This window comes from Bradyrhizobium sp. 33ap4 (assembly GCF_032654765.1).
In the GTDB taxonomy this organism is placed as follows: Bacteria; Pseudomonadota; Alphaproteobacteria; order Rhizobiales; family Xanthobacteraceae; genus Bradyrhizobium; species Bradyrhizobium australafricanum.
This window is the reverse complement of record NZ_JAUMTJ010000079.1, coordinates 1-16,267: the sequence shown is the minus strand read 5'-3', so window position 1 is coordinate 16,267 and position 16,267 is coordinate 1. Positions and strand designations below refer to the sequence as shown.

The following is a 16,267-nucleotide window of genomic DNA, read 5'->3' as shown; positions in this document are numbered from 1 at the left end:
TTCGTAGTTCGTAGGATGGGTGGAACCAACGCAGCACGCAATTCCTCACACCGGCCGCTCTCCCTTCACGGTGACGCGGGTGCCGGAGCGGGTGTGCGGCCAGTAATCCCACATCGCGCGATGCTGGGCGCAACGGTTGTCCCAGAACGCGATCGCGTTCTCGGTCCAGCGGAAGCGGCACTGGAACAGCGGGTTCTCGGCGTGCTGGTAGAGATAGGCCAGCATGGCGTCGCTCTCGTCGCGCGGGATGCCGACGATGAAGCGGGTGAAGCCGCGATTGACATAGAGCGACTTCTTGCCGGTCACCGGATGGGTGCGGACCACCGGATGCTCGGCGCGGGGATATTCCCGTTTGTCGGCGACGCCGTAGTTGGCATACAGGCCACGATAGGTCTGCTCGCCGTCATGCAGCGCGGTCAGCCCGTCGAGATAGGCCTTCATGCGGTCCGACAGCGCCTCATAGGCGGCGTACATGTTGGCGAACAGGGTGTCGCCGCCGCGCGGCGGGCACTGCTTGATGTAGAGGATCGAACCCATCGGCGGCTCGAGATCGCAGGACACGTCGGTGTGCCAGCCCTCGCCATTCGCGCGTGGCGAATCCTTGTCGGCATAAATCTTCATCAGCGCCGGATCGCCCTCGTTGGGCGCGGCCGGATGCACATGCAGCTCACCGAACTTGCGGCCGAAGGCGAGATGCTGGTCGGGACTGATGTGCTGGTCGCGGAAGAAGATGACGAGGTTTTCGGCGAGCGCGCGATGGATCTCGTCCATCTGGCGGTTGGAGCGCGCATCGTCGCCGACCAGCTTGCCGATATCGACGCCGGAGATCTCCGCGCCGATGATCGGCGTCAGCTTCTCGACGCCGATGGTCTCATAGGGCTCGGATTGGTCGGCGAAGTGGCGATAGCGCGGACCCTGCTTGCCGGATAGCGAGCTCATGGGCGTTCTCCCAATCATTCTTGATTGGGAGCATGGTAACGCGCATCGACGGAAGCGCAATCTGCGCCTCAAACTATCTGTCGTCCCGGACAAGCGCAGCGAAGCGGAGCGCAGATCCGGGACCCATAACCACAGGATCGGGTTTTGCGAAGGCTGGTAACCCGCATCTCGCGCCACAACCACATCCTGTGGTTATGGGTCCCTGCTCCCGTGCGCAATTGCGCACTAGGCAGGGACAACGGTTGAGTGTGGGTCACGCGCGGAGTGAAACTACTCCGCGGCGCCGGCCTGCTCCGGCAGCTTGGCGCCGTTGCCGTAGCGCTGGTCGATATAGTCGATCACCAATGCCTTGAAGTCGGCGGCGATCCCGGGGCCGCGCAGAGTGCGGAACTTCTTGCCGTCGACGAAGACGGGCGCGGCCGGCGCTTCGCCGGTACCGGGCAGCGAGATGCCGATATTGGCGTGCTTGGATTCGCCGGGGCCGTTGACGATGCAGCCCATCACGGCGACGTTGAGCTGCTCGACGCCCGGATACTTGGTCTTCCAGGCCGGCATCTCGTCGCGGATGAAATCCTGGATCGAGCGCGCCAGCTCCTGGAACGTGGTCGAGGTCGTGCGGCCGCAGCCCGGGCATGCCGCAACCAGCGGCACGAAGGTACGGAAGCCCATGGTCTGCAGCAATTCCTGCGCGACCTGCACTTCCAGCGTGCGGTCGCCGCCGGGCTCCGGCGTCAGCGAGATGCGGATGGTGTCGCCGATGCCCTGCTGCAGCAGGATGCCGAGCGCAGCCGAGGAGGCGACGATGCCCTTCGAGCCCATGCCGGCCTCGGTGAGGCCGAGATGGATCGCATAATCCGAGCGGCGCACGACTTCCTGATAGACCGCGATCAGGTCCTGCACGGCCGACACCTTGGCCGACAGGATGATCTTGTTCTTCGGCATGCCGAGCTCTTGCGCACGCGCGGCCGACAGCAGCGCCGACTGCACCATCGCCTCGCGGGTCACCGCGCGGGCATCGCGCGGATTGGCCGAGGCCGTATTCTCGTCCATCAGCTTGGTGAGCAGCTCCTGGTCGAGCGAACCCCAATTGGCGCCGATGCGCACCGGCTTGTTGTTCTTGTTGGCGATCTCGATGATGTCGGCGAACTGCGTATCGCGCTTGTTCTTGAAGCCGACATTGCCGGGATTGATGCGGTACTTGTCGAGCGCCTCGGCGCAGGCCGGATATTCGGCGAGCAGCTTGTGGCCGATATAGTGGAAGTCGCCGATCAGGGGCGTGGTGATGCCGCGCTTGCGCAGGCCGTCACGGATGTGCGGCACGGCGGCAGCGGCTTCCTCGCGGTCGACGGTGATGCGGACCATCTCGGAGCCGGCGCGAGACAGCGCGGCAACCTGGGCGATGGTGCCGTCCACATCGGCGGTGTCGGTGTTGGTCATCGACTGCACGACGATCGGCGCACCGCCGCCGACGGCGACGTTGCCGACCATGACCTGCGTGGTTTGGTGCCGCGGCGCGGGGCCGGCGACGTCGTCTTGCGGCAAAATCTCGGGCTTGTTCATGGCGTCTCGAATATCAGGTTTTGGTGACATTCACCAAGGGGGCGATGGGCCTCGCGTGCGGCGGGCCAAACGATCATGTTTCGGAGTGAATTCAATAGCTTATGGCGCCGATTGAGGCCAAACGCAAGCCATGCAGCGGCGTCCTGCATGCCCAGCTATATTGGACCGGATTGGGGTGAATCAAAGGGCAAAGTGACAGCTTTTCATGTGATCTGGCGCATCTTAGCATCCCGTTAAACACACACCGGGAGGACGCAAAATGGCCGGCAACAGCGAGCTGATCACCACGGCGGAACTTGCCGAGATCCTGACCCGGCCGGATCTTCGCCTGTTCGACTGCACGACCTATCTGGAGCCGGCCCCCGCCGGCAGCAACGCTCCCTATATGGTCGTCTCGGGCCGCCAGACCTTCGAGGCCGGCCACATCCCGGGCGCCAATTTCCTCGATTTGCAGGCCGAATTCTCGGATGCCCATACCCATCTGCGCTTCATGATGCCGCCGACAGCGCAGCTCGAAGCCGCGTTCGGCCGCCACGGCATCTCGGCGGGCAGCCGCGTCGTGCTCTATTCGATCGGCACCGCAATGTGGGCGACGCGGTTCTGGTGGATGCTGCGCTCGCTCGGCTTCGAGGGTGCCGCCGTGCTCGACGGCGGCATCGACAAATGGACCGCCGAAGGACGCGACATCGAGACCGGACTTGCCGGCGGCTATCCGCCAGCGACGTTTCCGGCGCGGCCGAAGGACGGCATGTTCGTCGACAAGCATGACGTGCTCGCCGCGACCACGGAGGGCGACACCGTCATCGTCAACGCGCTCGGCCCGCAATTCTACAAGGGACTGGAGCCGAGCCGTTACGGCCGGCCCGGCCGCATCCCCGGCAGCGTCAGCGTGCCGGCGGCGACCTTGATCGATCCCAAGGCCAAGACGTTCGTGCCGCTTGAGGAGGCCGAAGCAATCTTCGCAGCGCAAGGCATCACCAGGGACAAGCGCGTCGTCGCCTATTGCGGCGGCGGCATCTCCGCGACCATCGACCTGTTCCAGCTGCATCGGCTCGGCTACGACAATCTCACGCTCTATGACGGCTCGATGGGCGAATGGGCGAAGGATGAGTCCCTGCCAATCGAGAGGGGTTAGTGGGGAAGCGCGATGTCTCCTCCGTCGTCCTGGCGAAGGCCAGGACCCATAACCACCGAATTTGCTTGTGAACGGGAAAGCGGCCCCCAGCGTCGCGCGACAACCGACAGTTGGGGTAATGGGTCCCCTGGCCTTCGCCAGGACGACGCTGAATGTTTGGCGCGCCGATGAGGCATACATCCGCATTCTCGCGACATGAATCGTCGGAGTCTTGAGGCGATCAAGCCGGCTTCTTGACGATCTCAAGGCCGCGGGCCGCCAACTCCTTCAAAATGCTCCGTGCCAGATGGGAGCACTCATCCGGCTTGATCCAGCACGCGCTCCGCCAGTCCGGATCATCCTCCTTGGAGTATGCGGTGAACGCGGAGCGAATTCCGGCTTCAATTGCATCGGTGGCATCGATTGGCATCAGCGCGCCTCCACGGCATCCCTCGCATGGGAGCCTTCGTGGAGGCGATGTTGACGTAAATCGATACCGTCCGCAATTGCGCCTGAAGGCCACAATTGTCCGCTCAGCAATAGGGAAACGTAAATCTTCGCCGCTAGAGTGCCGCCGTCTGCCGGAGATGGTCGTGCATCCCACCGCGTCGATCGCCACCTGTTTCAGGAAGTTCGCTGATTTCACCGGACGGGCTTCGCGCGCCGAGTTCTGGTGGTTCTTCGGCTTTTGTCTGCTGCTCCTGCTCGCAGCCCATCAGCTCGACAAGACGGTCTACGCCGCCGTCGCAATAGCGCTGCCGCTGTTTGCCGTGACGGCCCGGCGCTTCCACGACAGTGGCCTAACCTCCGGCCTTGCGGTGTTCTTCGCCGTTGCGCCGTTTGTCATCTTCTACTTCTTTTCCGCTGTCCAGGATCGCATCGAGGCATGGTTTGGCGTGCACGTGCCGTATGGATTGATCGCCGCGATCCCGGCGACCTGCGCCTTTGCTTTCTCTGCCTTCTGCTTCCTCGCCGCACTCGGCCGCCGAAGCCTGCAGACCGCTTCGACGGCACTTGCGACGTCCGGCGTCGATTCATCGGAAGCACCTCCGCCTGATCCGGCCGTGCTCGCCAGGCGAGAGGCGGAACGCAAGGTCTCCGGTTTTTCCAAAGCCGTCATGGCCGTATTCGCGATCCCGGCGGATGGCGGGGCGTCGGCCGGCGCCGACAAGACCGACCCCGGCGTCACCGCCGCGTGCGGGATCGTCGTCGATCTCTGCGAGCGTTACGGACACGGCATCACCTCACCGCCATTCAACGCGCTGTTTTCCGGATCAGGGGCGCGACTTGAGGCCGCCGGCTGGCACGCCCTACCGGACGGCGGCGCGGAGATCGACCTGAACCATCGCGCAAGCACCAGCATCGTGCGCAATTGCGCAGTTGAACTGCGCAAGGACGCGGGACAGACCGACATTGCCGGCCTGCTGCGCAAGGAGAAAGAGCAGTTGCAGGCGGCCGAGACGGCGACGCCGGAACAGGATCGGACGACGGCCTATTACGCGCTCGACGGAGCGGGCGCAGCCGGATTCATTGCGATCGAGAAGCTGCGTCAAAGCTACAACACCTATTTCCGAATCCGCATCTGCCTTGCCGAAGGGGATGGGCGCGCCGCGATGGAGACCCTGCGATCGTCGACGCTCTACCAGGCATTCCGCCACGCGTTCTCCGATGGCGCGCCGCCCTATCCCGCGTTCGGCCAGAGAATCATCAAGGGCTATCAGCCGATCCTCTACCGGGACGGGCTCGGCATCTCACTCGAGGTCACCGATCTCGGAGCCGGGAGCGCAAAAATGCTTGCCGGCCGCGGGCTGCATCTTCCGCCGGTCTACGTCGATTTCGAGATGCATGAGCGGATGATGTAACGGGATTGCGCCCCGGTTGTCTGCGGCATTCCGCTCCTCTTTGCTCGTCATCCTGAGGCGCGAGCTCTTGCGAGCCTCAAAGGATGAACGGCCCGGGTGCCGGCTGGGCCGTCGTGCTTCGAGACGCGCGTTCCGCGCTCCTCAGCATGACGGGGAGAGAGTTGAGCGCACGGCACCCAGGATAACCTCACGCCGGCACGTTGGGATCCGGCGTCACCTTCGGGTCGGGCTTGTTGACGAGATAGAGCCCGGCGATCACCAGCAGCGCGGCGACGCCGAACACCGCCGTCAACGTGTCGTGCATGATGAAATAGGCCGCGACGACGCCGAACAGCGGCGTGACGAAGGTGAAGGCCGACAGCTTGCTCGCGGAGTAGGTTTTCACCATCGCAAACCAGATGACGAACGTGCAGCCCACCACCCAGACCGCCTGATAGGCGAGCAGCGAGATCGACAGCGCGCTCGGCACATGCTCGATGCGCTCGCCCGCGATCCAGGCGGCGAGGCCGAGGATCGGAATCGAGATCGCGACCTGGTAGCCGAGCGCCTTTTCCGGCGCGGCCTTGCGCAAGCCCGTGCCCTTGGCGACCAGCGTAGTTGCCGCCCACAGCGCGCCGCCGCCGACCACCATGAGGTCGCCGAGCAGCACCTTGGCATCGACGTTCGGCTGCGGCACGCCGATCGCGAGCGCGACGCCGGCAAAGCTCAGCGCAAGCCCGCTCCACTGCACGGTCGAGAGACGCTCGCCGAGGAACTGGTGCGAGCCGAGCGCAACGAAGAACGGCGCGGTGTAGAGGAACACCGAGGCGCGCGAGGCCGAGGTGAAGACGAGGCCGGTGAAGATCAGCACGAACTCGCAGCCGAACATCAGCCCGGCGACGATCCCGGGGACGAGGGTGCCGTCGCGCTCGAAGAATTTGACGCCGCGCAGGTGGCCGACGATCAGCATCACCGGCAGCGCGCCGGCGGAGCGGATCATCGCCTGCAGCATCGGCGGCACGTCGGGCAGCGCAAGCTTGACCGCGAGCTGGTTGAAGCCCCAGCTCACGCACAGCATCAGCATCACGGCGATGGCGCCGGGCGGCAGCCCGTGTCCGACGCTGACGGGCCTTGTGACGCTGGCGGAGATCGCTTGGGTCGACATGTTTCCTCGCGGGCCGGCTTGGTGCCGTGTTGTTAATTGCCGGTTGGGCTCCCTCGCCCCGCTCTTGCGGGGAGAGGGTTGGGGTGAGGGGCCGTCGCCGCAAATTCGATAGAGGCGAGCGTGCGGAGAGTCCCCCTCACCCGAAATTCGCTACCGCGAATTTCGACCTCTCCCCGCAAGCGGGGCGAGGTAGCTCGAAAGCAGTGCGAGTTAGCTGAAACCATCGCGCCATCACGTCTTTTGGCAGTGCGCACAGGTGCCGGCGATCTCGACGACGGAGAGTTTCGGGATGAACCCCGAGGCCCGCGCCGCCGCGGTCAGGCTTTGCGCGACGGGGGCGGCCGGGATCTCGCCGACCGAGCCGCAATGGTCGCAGATCAAAAACGCCACCATCGAGGTCTCGTCATGGTCGTGCGCGCAGGCGAGGAAGGCGTTGCGGCTCTCGATGCGGTGGACGAGGCCGTTCTCCATTAGGAAGTCGAGCGCGCGGTAGACGGTAATCGGTGCCGGCCGCGGCATCGTCTTGGCCAGCTCGTCGATCACCTCATAGGCGCCGAGCGGGCGATGGCTCGACAGCAGCGCCTGCAGCACCTGACGGCGGATCGGGGTGAATTTCTGGCCGCGGCGCACACACACCTGCTCGGCATGCGCCATCGCGTCCGCGGCGCAGCGGCCGTGATCGTGGTCGGGGGCAGGAAATGTCGGCTTGGCCAGGCTCATTGCCTCGATATGTAGCATTTGCGCGCCCGTTCCCAAAGCCCGGCTCTCAACCCCGGTTCGCCGCCGCGTTGCAGCCATGCCCGCAATGCGGGGCAGCCTCGCGTTAACCCGGCATGCAGAAATCATAAGCAAGCTTATTATATCCCAAGCTTATGGAGGCAGGATCGATGCGCGGTTCGGTGGACACCGATTTCTTGTTTACGTTGGGCGAAGTGTTCCGGCTGATCCGCGTCTATGCCGACAAGGAGGCCGCACGCTACGGCATCACCCGCGCGCAATGGGCCGTGCTGTCCAAGGTGGAACGCCAGGAAGGGTTGAAACAGACCGAGCTCGCCGAGCTGCTCGAGGTGCAGCCGATCACGCTGACGCGGCTGATCGACAAGCTCTGCGACAATGGCTGGATCGAGCGCCGCAGCGACGAGAACGATCGCCGCGTCAACCGCCTCTATCTGAAGAAGGCCGCGCGCCCGCTGCTCGGCAAGCTCGCCGGCCTCCGCTCCGAACTCACCGCGACCGCGCTCGAGGGCATCAGCCCCGCTGACGCGTATCGCCTGCTCACCCAATTGGAATCGATCAAGGAAAACGTTCGCAATGCCGTCCAGACCCCAGCCGGCGAGCCCTCCCGAAAGGAACAGCGCTATGGCTGAACCCGTCCTCAAACTGGCCCCCGAGCAGAAGAGCAATCCGGGCGAGCCTGCGCCGTCGGGCAAGGCCAGCCGCGCGCCGCGCCGTCGCCTGATGGCCGGTCTGCGGCGCTATCGCCGCACGCTGCTGCTGGTCGTGCTGCCGACGCTCGCTGCGATCGGCGGCATCGTGTTCTATCTCAATGGCGGCCGCTATGTCGGCACCGACGACGCCTATGTCGGCGCGCAGAAGGTGCTGATCACGCCGGAAATCTCCGGCAAGATCGACAAGATCGTCGTGAAGGAAGGCCAGCACGTCAGGAAGGGCGACGAACTGTTCGAGATCGACCCCGTGCCGTTCCGCCTCGCGGTGGCGCAGGCCAAGGCCGCGCTCGACCAGACCAGGACCACCTATGACAACCTGGTCGACAACATCAAGATCAACGGCAGGATGCTGGAATTCGCCCAGCAGAGCATCGAATTGAAGAAGCGCGACGTCGAACGCAAGTCGACGCTGGCCAAGCAGAATTTCGGCTCGCAGCTCGACCTCGACAACGCGGCGAATGCGCAAGTGACGGCCGAGAGCCTGGCGCAATACATCAGGCAGCAGATCTCCAAGGACAAGACGCAGCTGCTCGGCGATATCGACCTGCCGATCGAACAGTTCCCGCCCTACGCCCAGGCCAAGGCCAAGCTCGACGACGCCCAGCGCAATCTCGACCACACCGTGCTGCGCGCGCCGATGGACGGCGTCGCGACCCAGGTCGACCAGATCCAGCTCGGCCGCTTCGTCGCCGCCGGCTCGCCGGTGTTCTCGATCATCGACGTCGACCATCCCTGGGTCGACGCCAATCCGAAGGAAAGCGACTTCACCTATGTCGCGGTCGGCCAGCCGGTTGAGCTCGACGTCGACGCGTTCCCCAACCATCGGTTCAAGGGCAAGGTCGGCTCGCTGTCGCCCGGCACCGGCGCACAGTTCGCGATCCTGCCGCCGCAGAACGCGACCGGCAACTTCGTCAAGGTGGTGCAGCGCGTGCCGGTGCGGATCTATTTCGACGAGAACGATCCGTTCGTGAAGAAGCTGAAAGCCGGCATGAGCGTCTACGCGACGATCGACACCAACCACCGCCGCACGCTGGCCGGCCTGCTCGGGCTGGCGCCGGCCTCGGCGCACCCGGACCACGAGTAGAGAGAAGAAGCGGTCGATCATCGACCGCAGAGACAGTGCGCCCCCTCTCCCGCTTGCGGGGGAGCGGGTTTCCAGCGCTCGAACAGGACCGACCTGAATGAATGCACCGTCACCATCCGCCGTACCCGGCATGCGCCGGAACATGGTGACGATCTGCGCGATGACCGCGACGATCATGCAGGCGCTCGACACCACGATCGCCAACGTCGCGCTGCCCTATATGCAGGGCTCGCTGTCGGCCTCGCAGGACCAGATCAACTGGGTGCTGACCTCCTACATCGTCGCGGCCGCGATCATGACCGCGCCGGTGGGCTGGATCGCCAACCGCTATGGCCGCAAGCGCATCTTCATCATCTGCTCGGCCGGCTTCACCGTCGCCTCGGTGTTCTGCGGCCTGGCGCAGGACATCAACCAGATGGTGCTGTTCCGCCTGCTGCAGGGCGTGTTCGGCGCGGCGCTGGTGCCGCTGTCGCAGGCCGTGATGCTCGACTCTTACGCGCTGCATGAGCGCGCGAAAGCGATGTCGATCTGGGGCATGGGCGTGATGATGGGCCCGATCATGGGGCCCTCGCTCGGCGCCTGGCTGACCGAGACCTATTCCTGGCACTGGGTGTTCTTCGTCAACCTGCCATTCGGCGCCATCACCGTGCTCGGCCTTGCCGTCTTCATGGACGAGACCAAGCAAGACCTCAATCTGCGCTTCGACTGGTTCGGGTTCGGCGCGCTCGCGGTCGCGATCGGTTCGCTGCAGCTCGCGCTCGACCGCGGCGAGCAGCTCGGCTGGCTGGAATCCAACGAGATCATGATCGAATTCATCGTCTCCGCGATCGGCTTCTACTATTTCTTCGCCCATTCGCTGACGACCAGCCGGCCGTTCATCCAGTTCGCGCTGTTCAAGGACAAGAACTTCCTCGGCGGCTGCGTGTTCATGACTGTCATGGGCCTCGTGCTGTATTCGACGATGGCGCTGTCCTCGCCCTATCTGCAGAACGTGGTCGGCTACCCGATCATCACCGCGGGCCTGTTGTTGGCGACCCGCGGCGCCGGCACCTTCGTCGCGATGATGCTGGTCGGCCGCATGATGCGCTACATCGAGGCGCGCACGCTGATCGTCTCCGGCCTGGCGCTGACCGCGGCCTCGTTGTTCCAGATGACCGGCTGGACCGACATGACGCAGGCCAACGAGATCATCGTCGTCAGCGTGATCCAGGGCTTCGGCTTCGGCCTCGTGTTCGTGCCGCTGTCGACGGTGGCGTTCATGTCGCTGCCCAACCATCTGCGCACCGACGGCACCTCGATGCTGACGCTGTTGCGCAACGTCGCAAGCTCGGTCGGCATCTCGATCGTGATCGCGCAGCTGACGGAAGGCGGACGGCGGATCTACGCAAAGCTGTCGGAGCAGATCAATCCGTTCAACCACGCGCTGCAGATGCCCGACGTATCGGGCATGATCAACCTCAACACCGATGCCGGCCGCGCGATGGCCGACAAGATGGTGGCGGCGCAGTCGCAGATCATCGCGTTCTCGCACGACTACCAGCTGGTGATGCTGTTCATCCTGGTCTCGATCCCGCTCGCGCTGATGATCGGCTCGACCAAGGCCACGCTGCGCGCGCAGTCGGCGCCATCGGATCATGCCGCGGTGATGGAGTAGGTTTTCGCCCTACGTTCTCCGAGTGTCGGGGCGATTGGTCACACCGTCATCCTGAGGCGCGAGCACTTGCGAGCCTCGAAGGATGCACGGCCCCGTTGGTGGCCGTCGACCCTTCGAGACGCGCTACGCGCTCCTCAGGGTGACGGTGAAAGAGTGAGGACGCCCCCTCCGAAAGCGCAAGACGCCGCAGCCGCAAGCCGCGTTGACTTTCCGACCTTGCCTCCCAATACTCCGCGAAAACAAACAGACCCGTCATACAACTGACGGTTTCAGGGGAGGACGCGATGCCGACTTCACGCAGGACGCTGCTGAAGACTTCAGCGGCTGCCGCCGCTGCTTTCAGCTTGGATTGGACACGGGCGCAGGCGCAGGCCGAGACGGTCCGGATCGGTGTGATCTACGACCTGACCGGCCCGTTCGCCGCCGGCGGCTCGGTCGCCTCCTCGATCGGCACCCAGATCGCGATCGACCTCGTCAACGAGAAGGGCGGCATCGGTGGCAAGTACAAGATCGCGCCGGTCAACGTCGATTCCCAGAGCAAGCCTGATGTCGCGATCAACGAGGCCAATCGCCTGATCGACCAGGAGAAGGTCGACATCCTCAACGGCGTGTTCGCAAGCTCCCACGCGGTGCCGCTCGCCGCCAAGGTCGAGCAGCAGAAGCGGATCCTGTGGATCACGACCGCAGTCTCGACCGCCGTGTTCAAGGACAAGAACCTGCAATACGTATTCCGCGCGCAGATCCATTCCGACCAGTACGGCCAGGCCTTCGCGAGCTTCATCAACGAGCACGCCAAGGCCAAGCTCGGCATGGAGCCGAAGGACGTTAAGGTGGCGCTGATCCATGAGGACGGACCCTATGGCGTCGGCGTCGCCGCCGCGGACGAAGCCTTCGCCAAGGAGGTCGGGCTCCAGGTCGCGCTGAAGGAGGGCTATTCCGCCTCCGCGCCCGATCTCTCGGTGCTGGTCACCAAGCTGAAGCGCGCCAAGGCCGACGTGATCTCGCATGCCGGCTACAATCCCGACATCACGCTGTTCCTGCGCCAGGCACGCGAGAGCGGGCTGAAGTTCAAGATGCTGTTCGGCGCCGGCGCAGGCTACAGCCAGCTCGACAAGCTGCGCGCGACCTTCGGCGCCGACATCGACAATTTCTGCAACATCGATCCGGTGCCGGCGCAGCTGCTCGATCCCGCCAAGCTCGCGCCGGGAATCGGCGACCTCACCAAGACCATGGTCGCGCGCTACCGCGAGAAGACCAATGCGACCGAAGTGCCGCCGCACTGCTCGATGGGCTTCAACCAGACCTGGATCCTGCTCAACAATGTGCTGCCGGTCGCCAAGGAGAAGTACGGCGGCTTCGATCCCGAGGCGATCCGCAAGGCGGCGCTCGACGTCGACATCCCCGCAGGGGGCACCATCCAGGGCTATGGCGTGAAGTTCTATCCGCCGGGCACGCCGCTGTCCGGCCAGAACGAGCGCTCGACGCCGGTCGTGATGCAGAACGCCGGCGAGCGCATCACCGTGGTGTGGCCGACCAATATCCGCACGCAGGATCCGGTATTCCCGCTGCCGAAGGGATCGGTCTACGCGGCGTAGCGTGGCGACGAGGCGAGACTGCCGCCGCATCGGGGCTGCGCTCCCTCGCCCCGCTGTTGCGGGGAGAGGGTTGGGGTGAGGGGCTTCTCTCCGCGAATGCGATCGCGATGAGACCTGTACCCCCTCACCCGGATTGCATCTGGCGATGCAATCCGACCTCTCCCCGCAAGCGGGGCGAGGTGAGGTGAGATGTCGCCTCGCCGCTCGAGCGAATGACGCGGTGACAACCTCTCATCCGGCGCGCTGTGCGCGCCACCTTCTCCCACAAGGGGAGAAGGGAAGAGCAGCCGCAGGGTAACCAAAAGGAGTGCGACGACGTACCAGACTCACATGCTGCTCTCGACTCCGTCATCCTGAGGTGCGAGCGGAGCGAGCCTCGAAGGATGGACGGCCCGACATACGCACTATGGGACGAGAGCAATCACGCTGCTCCTCCCGCGCCGTTACAACACCACCCGCCTGCCCTCATCCGCCGCCCAGTAGCCGGCGTAATTTACCCTGGTCGTCTCATACGCCAGCGCGAGGTCCGCGAGGGGCTGCCGCCCGGTCGCGACGCATTCCATGAAATCCTGGATCTCCTGCAGGTAGCCGCGGGTCCATTCCTCCTCGAGGCAGACATATTGCCAGCCAGTTTTGCGATCGACCTTTTCGGTGATGTAGACCGAGGCGAGCTTCTCCTCGCTCGTCTGGTAGCTGGTCAGATGCGTGTTCGGGGTGATGTTGGCAAACAGTGAGCCGCCGCTCGTATAGGTCTCGATCAAATTGCGCACGCCGCCCATGATCATGTCGCCGGAGAACACCGTTGCCTTGGTGCCGTCGGAGAAGGTTGCGGTCAGCGTGCCCCAATCCTCGACATCGACAGGATTGGCCTTGATGTAGGCGCGCTCCTCGGATTTAAGGCCGGCGGTGACATTGCCGACGTCGCAGGTGACGCTGGCGACCGTGATGGTCTCGCCGCGCGCTTTGGCCTCGACCTGCTTGAGATAGAGCACCGCCGACAGGGGATGACAGCCCATCCGGATCAGCGAGCCGCCGCCGGTCATCGCCCACTCGGCGGCATGCGCCGCATGCGAGCCGGAATGGCTCTCCTCGCCCTTCATGAACAGGATCTTGTCGCCTGTCGCGCGGATGATCTCCGCGGTCTTGGTCACCGCCGGTGCGTAGATCCAGTCCTCCGCATACATGAAGAGTTGTCCGCTTCGCTCGATCGCGGCGCGGGTCACCTCCATCTCCTCCATCACCCGCTGGTACATCAGCGCTTTCGGCACATGCCTGCCGATCGGCGCCTTGTCGCCGTCGCGGCCGAAATAGCCGCTGAACGGCTTCTCGCAGATCACGTGCTTGCCGGCCTGCATTGCCTCGACGATCATCGCGGCGTGAAGGTTCGGCGGCGTGCAAATGTCGATCACGTCAAGCTCGCGGTCGGCGATCAGCTCGGCGAAGCTGCGATAGGCGTTCGGGATTGCGTGCTTGCGGGCGAACGCATTGACATGATCGCCGCGCGCCGCGACCGCCCTCACCTCGACGTCGACGCCATAGACGCGCCGGTAGGCAACCATATGCAGCTCCGACACGAAGCCGCAGCCGGCCAGCCCGATCCTGATTTTTGTCATTTTGTCTCCGCCCCTCAGGCGGGCGCAGAGTAGCGTGCGGCCATCACCGCGTCGAACGCATTTGCCATGACATCCGTCGAAGGCATCATTGTCGTGAACAATTCGAACGCGTCCGCTGCTGCGTAGATCGCAAGATCGCGCCCGGTCAGAACTTTGGCGCCCTTGGCCTTGGCCGCCAACAGCAGCGGCGTCCACAGCGGCGTGTAGACGGCGTCGGCGACCCACATCGACGGATGCAACAAGCCGTCCGGCACAGGACTGTCGCGGCTCGGCAGCATGCCGACCGGCGTTGCGTTGACGACGCCGGTCGCGCCATCGACCGCGCCCTCGACGCCGGCGACACCACGAACCGCATGACGGCCGGCCAACTGACCGGCCAGCCGCGCGACCTTCGCGGCATCGGCATCGAAGATGCGGAGCTCACCAACGCCGAGGATGGCGAGCGCGAAGGCGATTGCCTTGCCGACGCCGCCGGTACCGATCAGCGCGATCGGGCCGCGCGGCGCTGACGCAAGCAGCGGCGCGATTGCGCGCGCAAAGCCGGTCGCGTCGGTGTTGTGTCCGACCAGCCGCGTGCGATCGACGACGATGGTGTTGACCGCGCCGATCGCACGCGCATCGGGTGCGAGATCGTCGAGCAGCTCGACTACCGCCTCCTTGTAGGGAAAGGTGACATTGACGCCGGCAAAGCCGAGCCGCCGGATGCCGTCGAGCATCGCGCGCAGCTCGTCGCGGCCGGCGCCGTTGACCTCGATGAGCTGGTAGTGGACGCGAACGCCGAGCGCTGCTGCGGCCGCTTCGTGCATCGCAGGCGCCGCCGAATGCGCGATCGGATAGCCAATCAGCCCCGTCAGGAAACGGTCGCGCATTGTCCCTCACGTCAGTCGCGTTCAGCTCATGCGGTCGAGCCGAGCATAGCTGTCTTCCATGCCGTGCTCCATGCCGGTCGCGAGCATCGCTGCGCGCGTTTCGGCATCCGGCAAGGTCATCCGCATCGTCATCAAGGTGCCGTCGCCGTCGGGCGCAAAGCGCGTCTCGACATGATTGTCCGGCGTCGGATCCGGCAGATGCATGCGCTCGACATGCACGATGCGGCTGAACGGTTCGAGCGCGAGATATTCGCCGGTCAAATGAAAGCCGCCGCCCTTCCCGTCGGTCCATTCGTAGCGGATCCTGCCGCCGGGCTTCGCCTCGCTGATGCAGACCGGCATGGTCCAGCCGTCGGGACCGAGCAGCCATTTCTGCAACAGCTCCGGCTCGGTATGCGCCCGATACACCGCCTCCGGCGGCGCGACGAAGCGCCTGGTCACGACGACATAGCGGTCGCCTTCGGTCTTCAGCGTCAACAAGTCGGATCGTAGCCATGTCGTTCTGTGAGCCAAGGAGTTGAGTGTTATAGTTGTCTTCCTAAGACCGCTTGGCCTCCGACTTGGTTTCCAGCGCACGGCGCAGCATGCCGAGCCATTGATCGATCTCGGTAACCGCTGATGGCGCCAGCCGGCACGGTCGCTTGGTGCCCTCGATCCGCCGCACGATCAGGCCGGCGCCCTCGAGCACCTTGAGATGGCGGGAGATCGCGGGCTGGGTCATGTCAAACGGCTCGACTAGCTCCATCACAGTCGCCTCGCCCAGCGCGAGGCGCGCCAGGATCGCCCGGCGGGTCGGGTCGGCGAGCGCGGAAAAGGCGGCGTCGAGGTTGGCCATGCTTTATCTCTCATCGGTTATATAATAACCTTATTATATAACCGATTCCGCATGTTCAAGCCAAATCCGCTGCGGCGAACGCGCGCAGCGGATTTTTCGGCCGTCCCCCAAAGTTGGATTGGCGCGCCGCTGGCGGCGCGCAGCTAGACGTCGAAGAACACGGTCTCGTTGTCGCCCTGCAGATGGATGTCGAAGGTGTAGACGCTGCCCGCGCCGGCGTTGCGCCTGGCGATCAGCGTCGCGCGTCGATCGGCCGGCACCAGCGCCAGCGTGGAATCTGTGGCGTTGCCGGCTTCATCTTCGAAATAGATCCGGGTGTAGAGGTGCAGCAGCATGCCGCGCGCGAACACCGCGAGCCCGATATGCGGCGCCTGCGGCTTGCCGTCGGCATCCGGCACCACGCCCGGCTTGATGGTGTCGAAGGCGTAGCCACCGCTCTTGTCGGTGCCGCAGCGGCCAAAGCCCTTGAAACCCGAATTGGGCAGCGCGCGCGCATCCTGCGGATCGGAGAAGCGGCCCTGGCTATCGGCCTGCCAGATCTCCAGCATGC

16 protein-coding genes are annotated in these 16,267 nt (G+C 64.7%); 6 read left to right on the top strand and 10 right to left on the bottom strand.

What is annotated here, in order from left to right:
• Positions 1–45: 45 nt before the first annotated feature.
• The gene (locus Q2M23_RS38645; protein WP_253638101.1) at positions 46–939 is read right to left on the bottom strand and encodes a TauD/TfdA dioxygenase family protein; all 894 of its coding nucleotides are present in this window, start codon (positions 937–939) and stop codon (positions 46–48) included.
• A gap of 270 nt (positions 940–1,209) precedes the next feature.
• Positions 1,210–2,499 (bottom strand): flavodoxin-dependent (E)-4-hydroxy-3-methylbut-2-enyl-diphosphate synthase, encoded by a 1,290-nt coding sequence (ispG, locus tag Q2M23_RS38640; protein WP_057016780.1) that lies wholly within the window; start codon positions 2,497–2,499, stop codon positions 1,210–1,212.
• A 259-nt stretch (positions 2,500–2,758) separates the two neighbouring features.
• Between ispG and Q2M23_RS38635 the strand changes: the two genes are divergently transcribed.
• Positions 2,759–3,634 (top strand): sulfurtransferase, encoded by an 876-nt coding sequence (locus tag Q2M23_RS38635; RefSeq protein WP_057016781.1) that lies wholly within the window; start codon positions 2,759–2,761, stop codon positions 3,632–3,634.
• Positions 3,635–3,854: 220 nt separating this feature from the next.
• Here Q2M23_RS38635 and Q2M23_RS38630 read toward each other — a convergent pair whose 3' ends face one another.
• Positions 3,855–4,043 (bottom strand): hypothetical protein, encoded by a 189-nt coding sequence (locus Q2M23_RS38630; protein WP_038387623.1) that lies wholly within the window; start codon positions 4,041–4,043, stop codon positions 3,855–3,857.
• A gap of 163 nt (positions 4,044–4,206) precedes the next feature.
• Between Q2M23_RS38630 and Q2M23_RS38625 the strand changes: the two genes are divergently transcribed.
• Positions 4,207–5,475 carry a DUF805 domain-containing protein gene (locus Q2M23_RS38625; protein WP_316398849.1) on the top strand — a complete coding sequence of 423 codons (1,269 nt, stop codon included), beginning with the start codon at positions 4,207–4,209 and terminating at the stop codon, positions 5,473–5,475.
• A gap of 187 nt (positions 5,476–5,662) precedes the next feature.
• On the opposite strand, the gene Q2M23_RS38620 is transcribed toward Q2M23_RS38625, so the two are convergent.
• Positions 5,663–6,619 carry a DMT family transporter gene (locus Q2M23_RS38620; RefSeq protein WP_316398848.1) on the bottom strand — a complete coding sequence of 319 codons (957 nt, stop codon included), beginning with the start codon at positions 6,617–6,619 and terminating at the stop codon, positions 5,663–5,665.
• A 231-nt stretch (positions 6,620–6,850) separates the two neighbouring features.
• Complete coding sequence (locus tag Q2M23_RS38615) at positions 6,851–7,339, bottom strand: Fur family transcriptional regulator (RefSeq protein ID WP_316398847.1); 489 nt, start codon at positions 7,337–7,339, stop codon at positions 6,851–6,853.
• 167 nt (positions 7,340–7,506) lie between these two features.
• On the opposite strand from Q2M23_RS38615, the gene Q2M23_RS38610 reads away from it, so the two are divergent.
• From Q2M23_RS38610 to Q2M23_RS38595, 4 genes are all read left to right on the top strand, one after another.
• Positions 7,507–7,986, top strand: a complete 480-nt coding sequence (locus Q2M23_RS38610; RefSeq protein WP_085970781.1) for a MarR family winged helix-turn-helix transcriptional regulator — start codon at positions 7,507–7,509, stop codon at positions 7,984–7,986.
• The gene (locus tag Q2M23_RS38605) at positions 7,979–9,151 is read left to right on the top strand and encodes an HlyD family secretion protein (protein ID WP_253588282.1); all 1,173 of its coding nucleotides are present in this window, start codon (positions 7,979–7,981) and stop codon (positions 9,149–9,151) included. Before Q2M23_RS38610 ends, Q2M23_RS38605 begins: the two co-directional genes overlap by 8 nt.
• Positions 9,152–9,248: 97 nt before the next feature.
• Entirely contained in the window at positions 9,249–10,805 is a 1,557-nt protein-coding gene (locus Q2M23_RS38600) for an MDR family MFS transporter (RefSeq protein ID WP_316398846.1), read from the top strand.
• Positions 10,806–11,089: 284 nt separating this feature from the next.
• Entirely contained in the window at positions 11,090–12,400 is a 1,311-nt protein-coding gene (locus Q2M23_RS38595) for an ABC transporter substrate-binding protein (protein ID WP_057016785.1), read from the top strand.
• Between the two features lie 443 nt (positions 12,401–12,843).
• Here the strand turns inward: Q2M23_RS38595 and Q2M23_RS38590 are convergent, their stop codons facing one another.
• The 5 genes from Q2M23_RS38590 to pcaG all read right to left on the bottom strand — a co-directional run.
• Positions 12,844–14,013: a Gfo/Idh/MocA family protein gene (locus Q2M23_RS38590; RefSeq protein WP_057015446.1), complete on the bottom strand. Its 1,170-nt coding sequence runs from the start codon at positions 14,011–14,013 to the stop codon at positions 12,844–12,846.
• A gap of 14 nt (positions 14,014–14,027) precedes the next feature.
• Positions 14,028–14,882: a shikimate dehydrogenase gene (locus tag Q2M23_RS38585; protein ID WP_316398845.1), complete on the bottom strand. Its 855-nt coding sequence runs from the start codon at positions 14,880–14,882 to the stop codon at positions 14,028–14,030.
• Between the two features lie 21 nt (positions 14,883–14,903).
• On the bottom strand, positions 14,904–15,359 hold the full coding sequence (locus Q2M23_RS38580) for an SRPBCC domain-containing protein (protein WP_316398844.1): 456 nt from the start codon (positions 15,357–15,359) through the stop codon (positions 14,904–14,906).
• 61 nt (positions 15,360–15,420) lie between these two features.
• Positions 15,421–15,717: a metalloregulator ArsR/SmtB family transcription factor gene (locus Q2M23_RS38575; RefSeq protein ID WP_316398843.1), complete on the bottom strand. Its 297-nt coding sequence runs from the start codon at positions 15,715–15,717 to the stop codon at positions 15,421–15,423.
• 143 nt (positions 15,718–15,860) lie between these two features.
• A partial coding sequence (gene pcaG / locus Q2M23_RS38570; protein ID WP_316398842.1) for a protocatechuate 3,4-dioxygenase subunit alpha occupies positions 15,861–16,267 on the bottom strand: 407 nt, incomplete at its 5' end.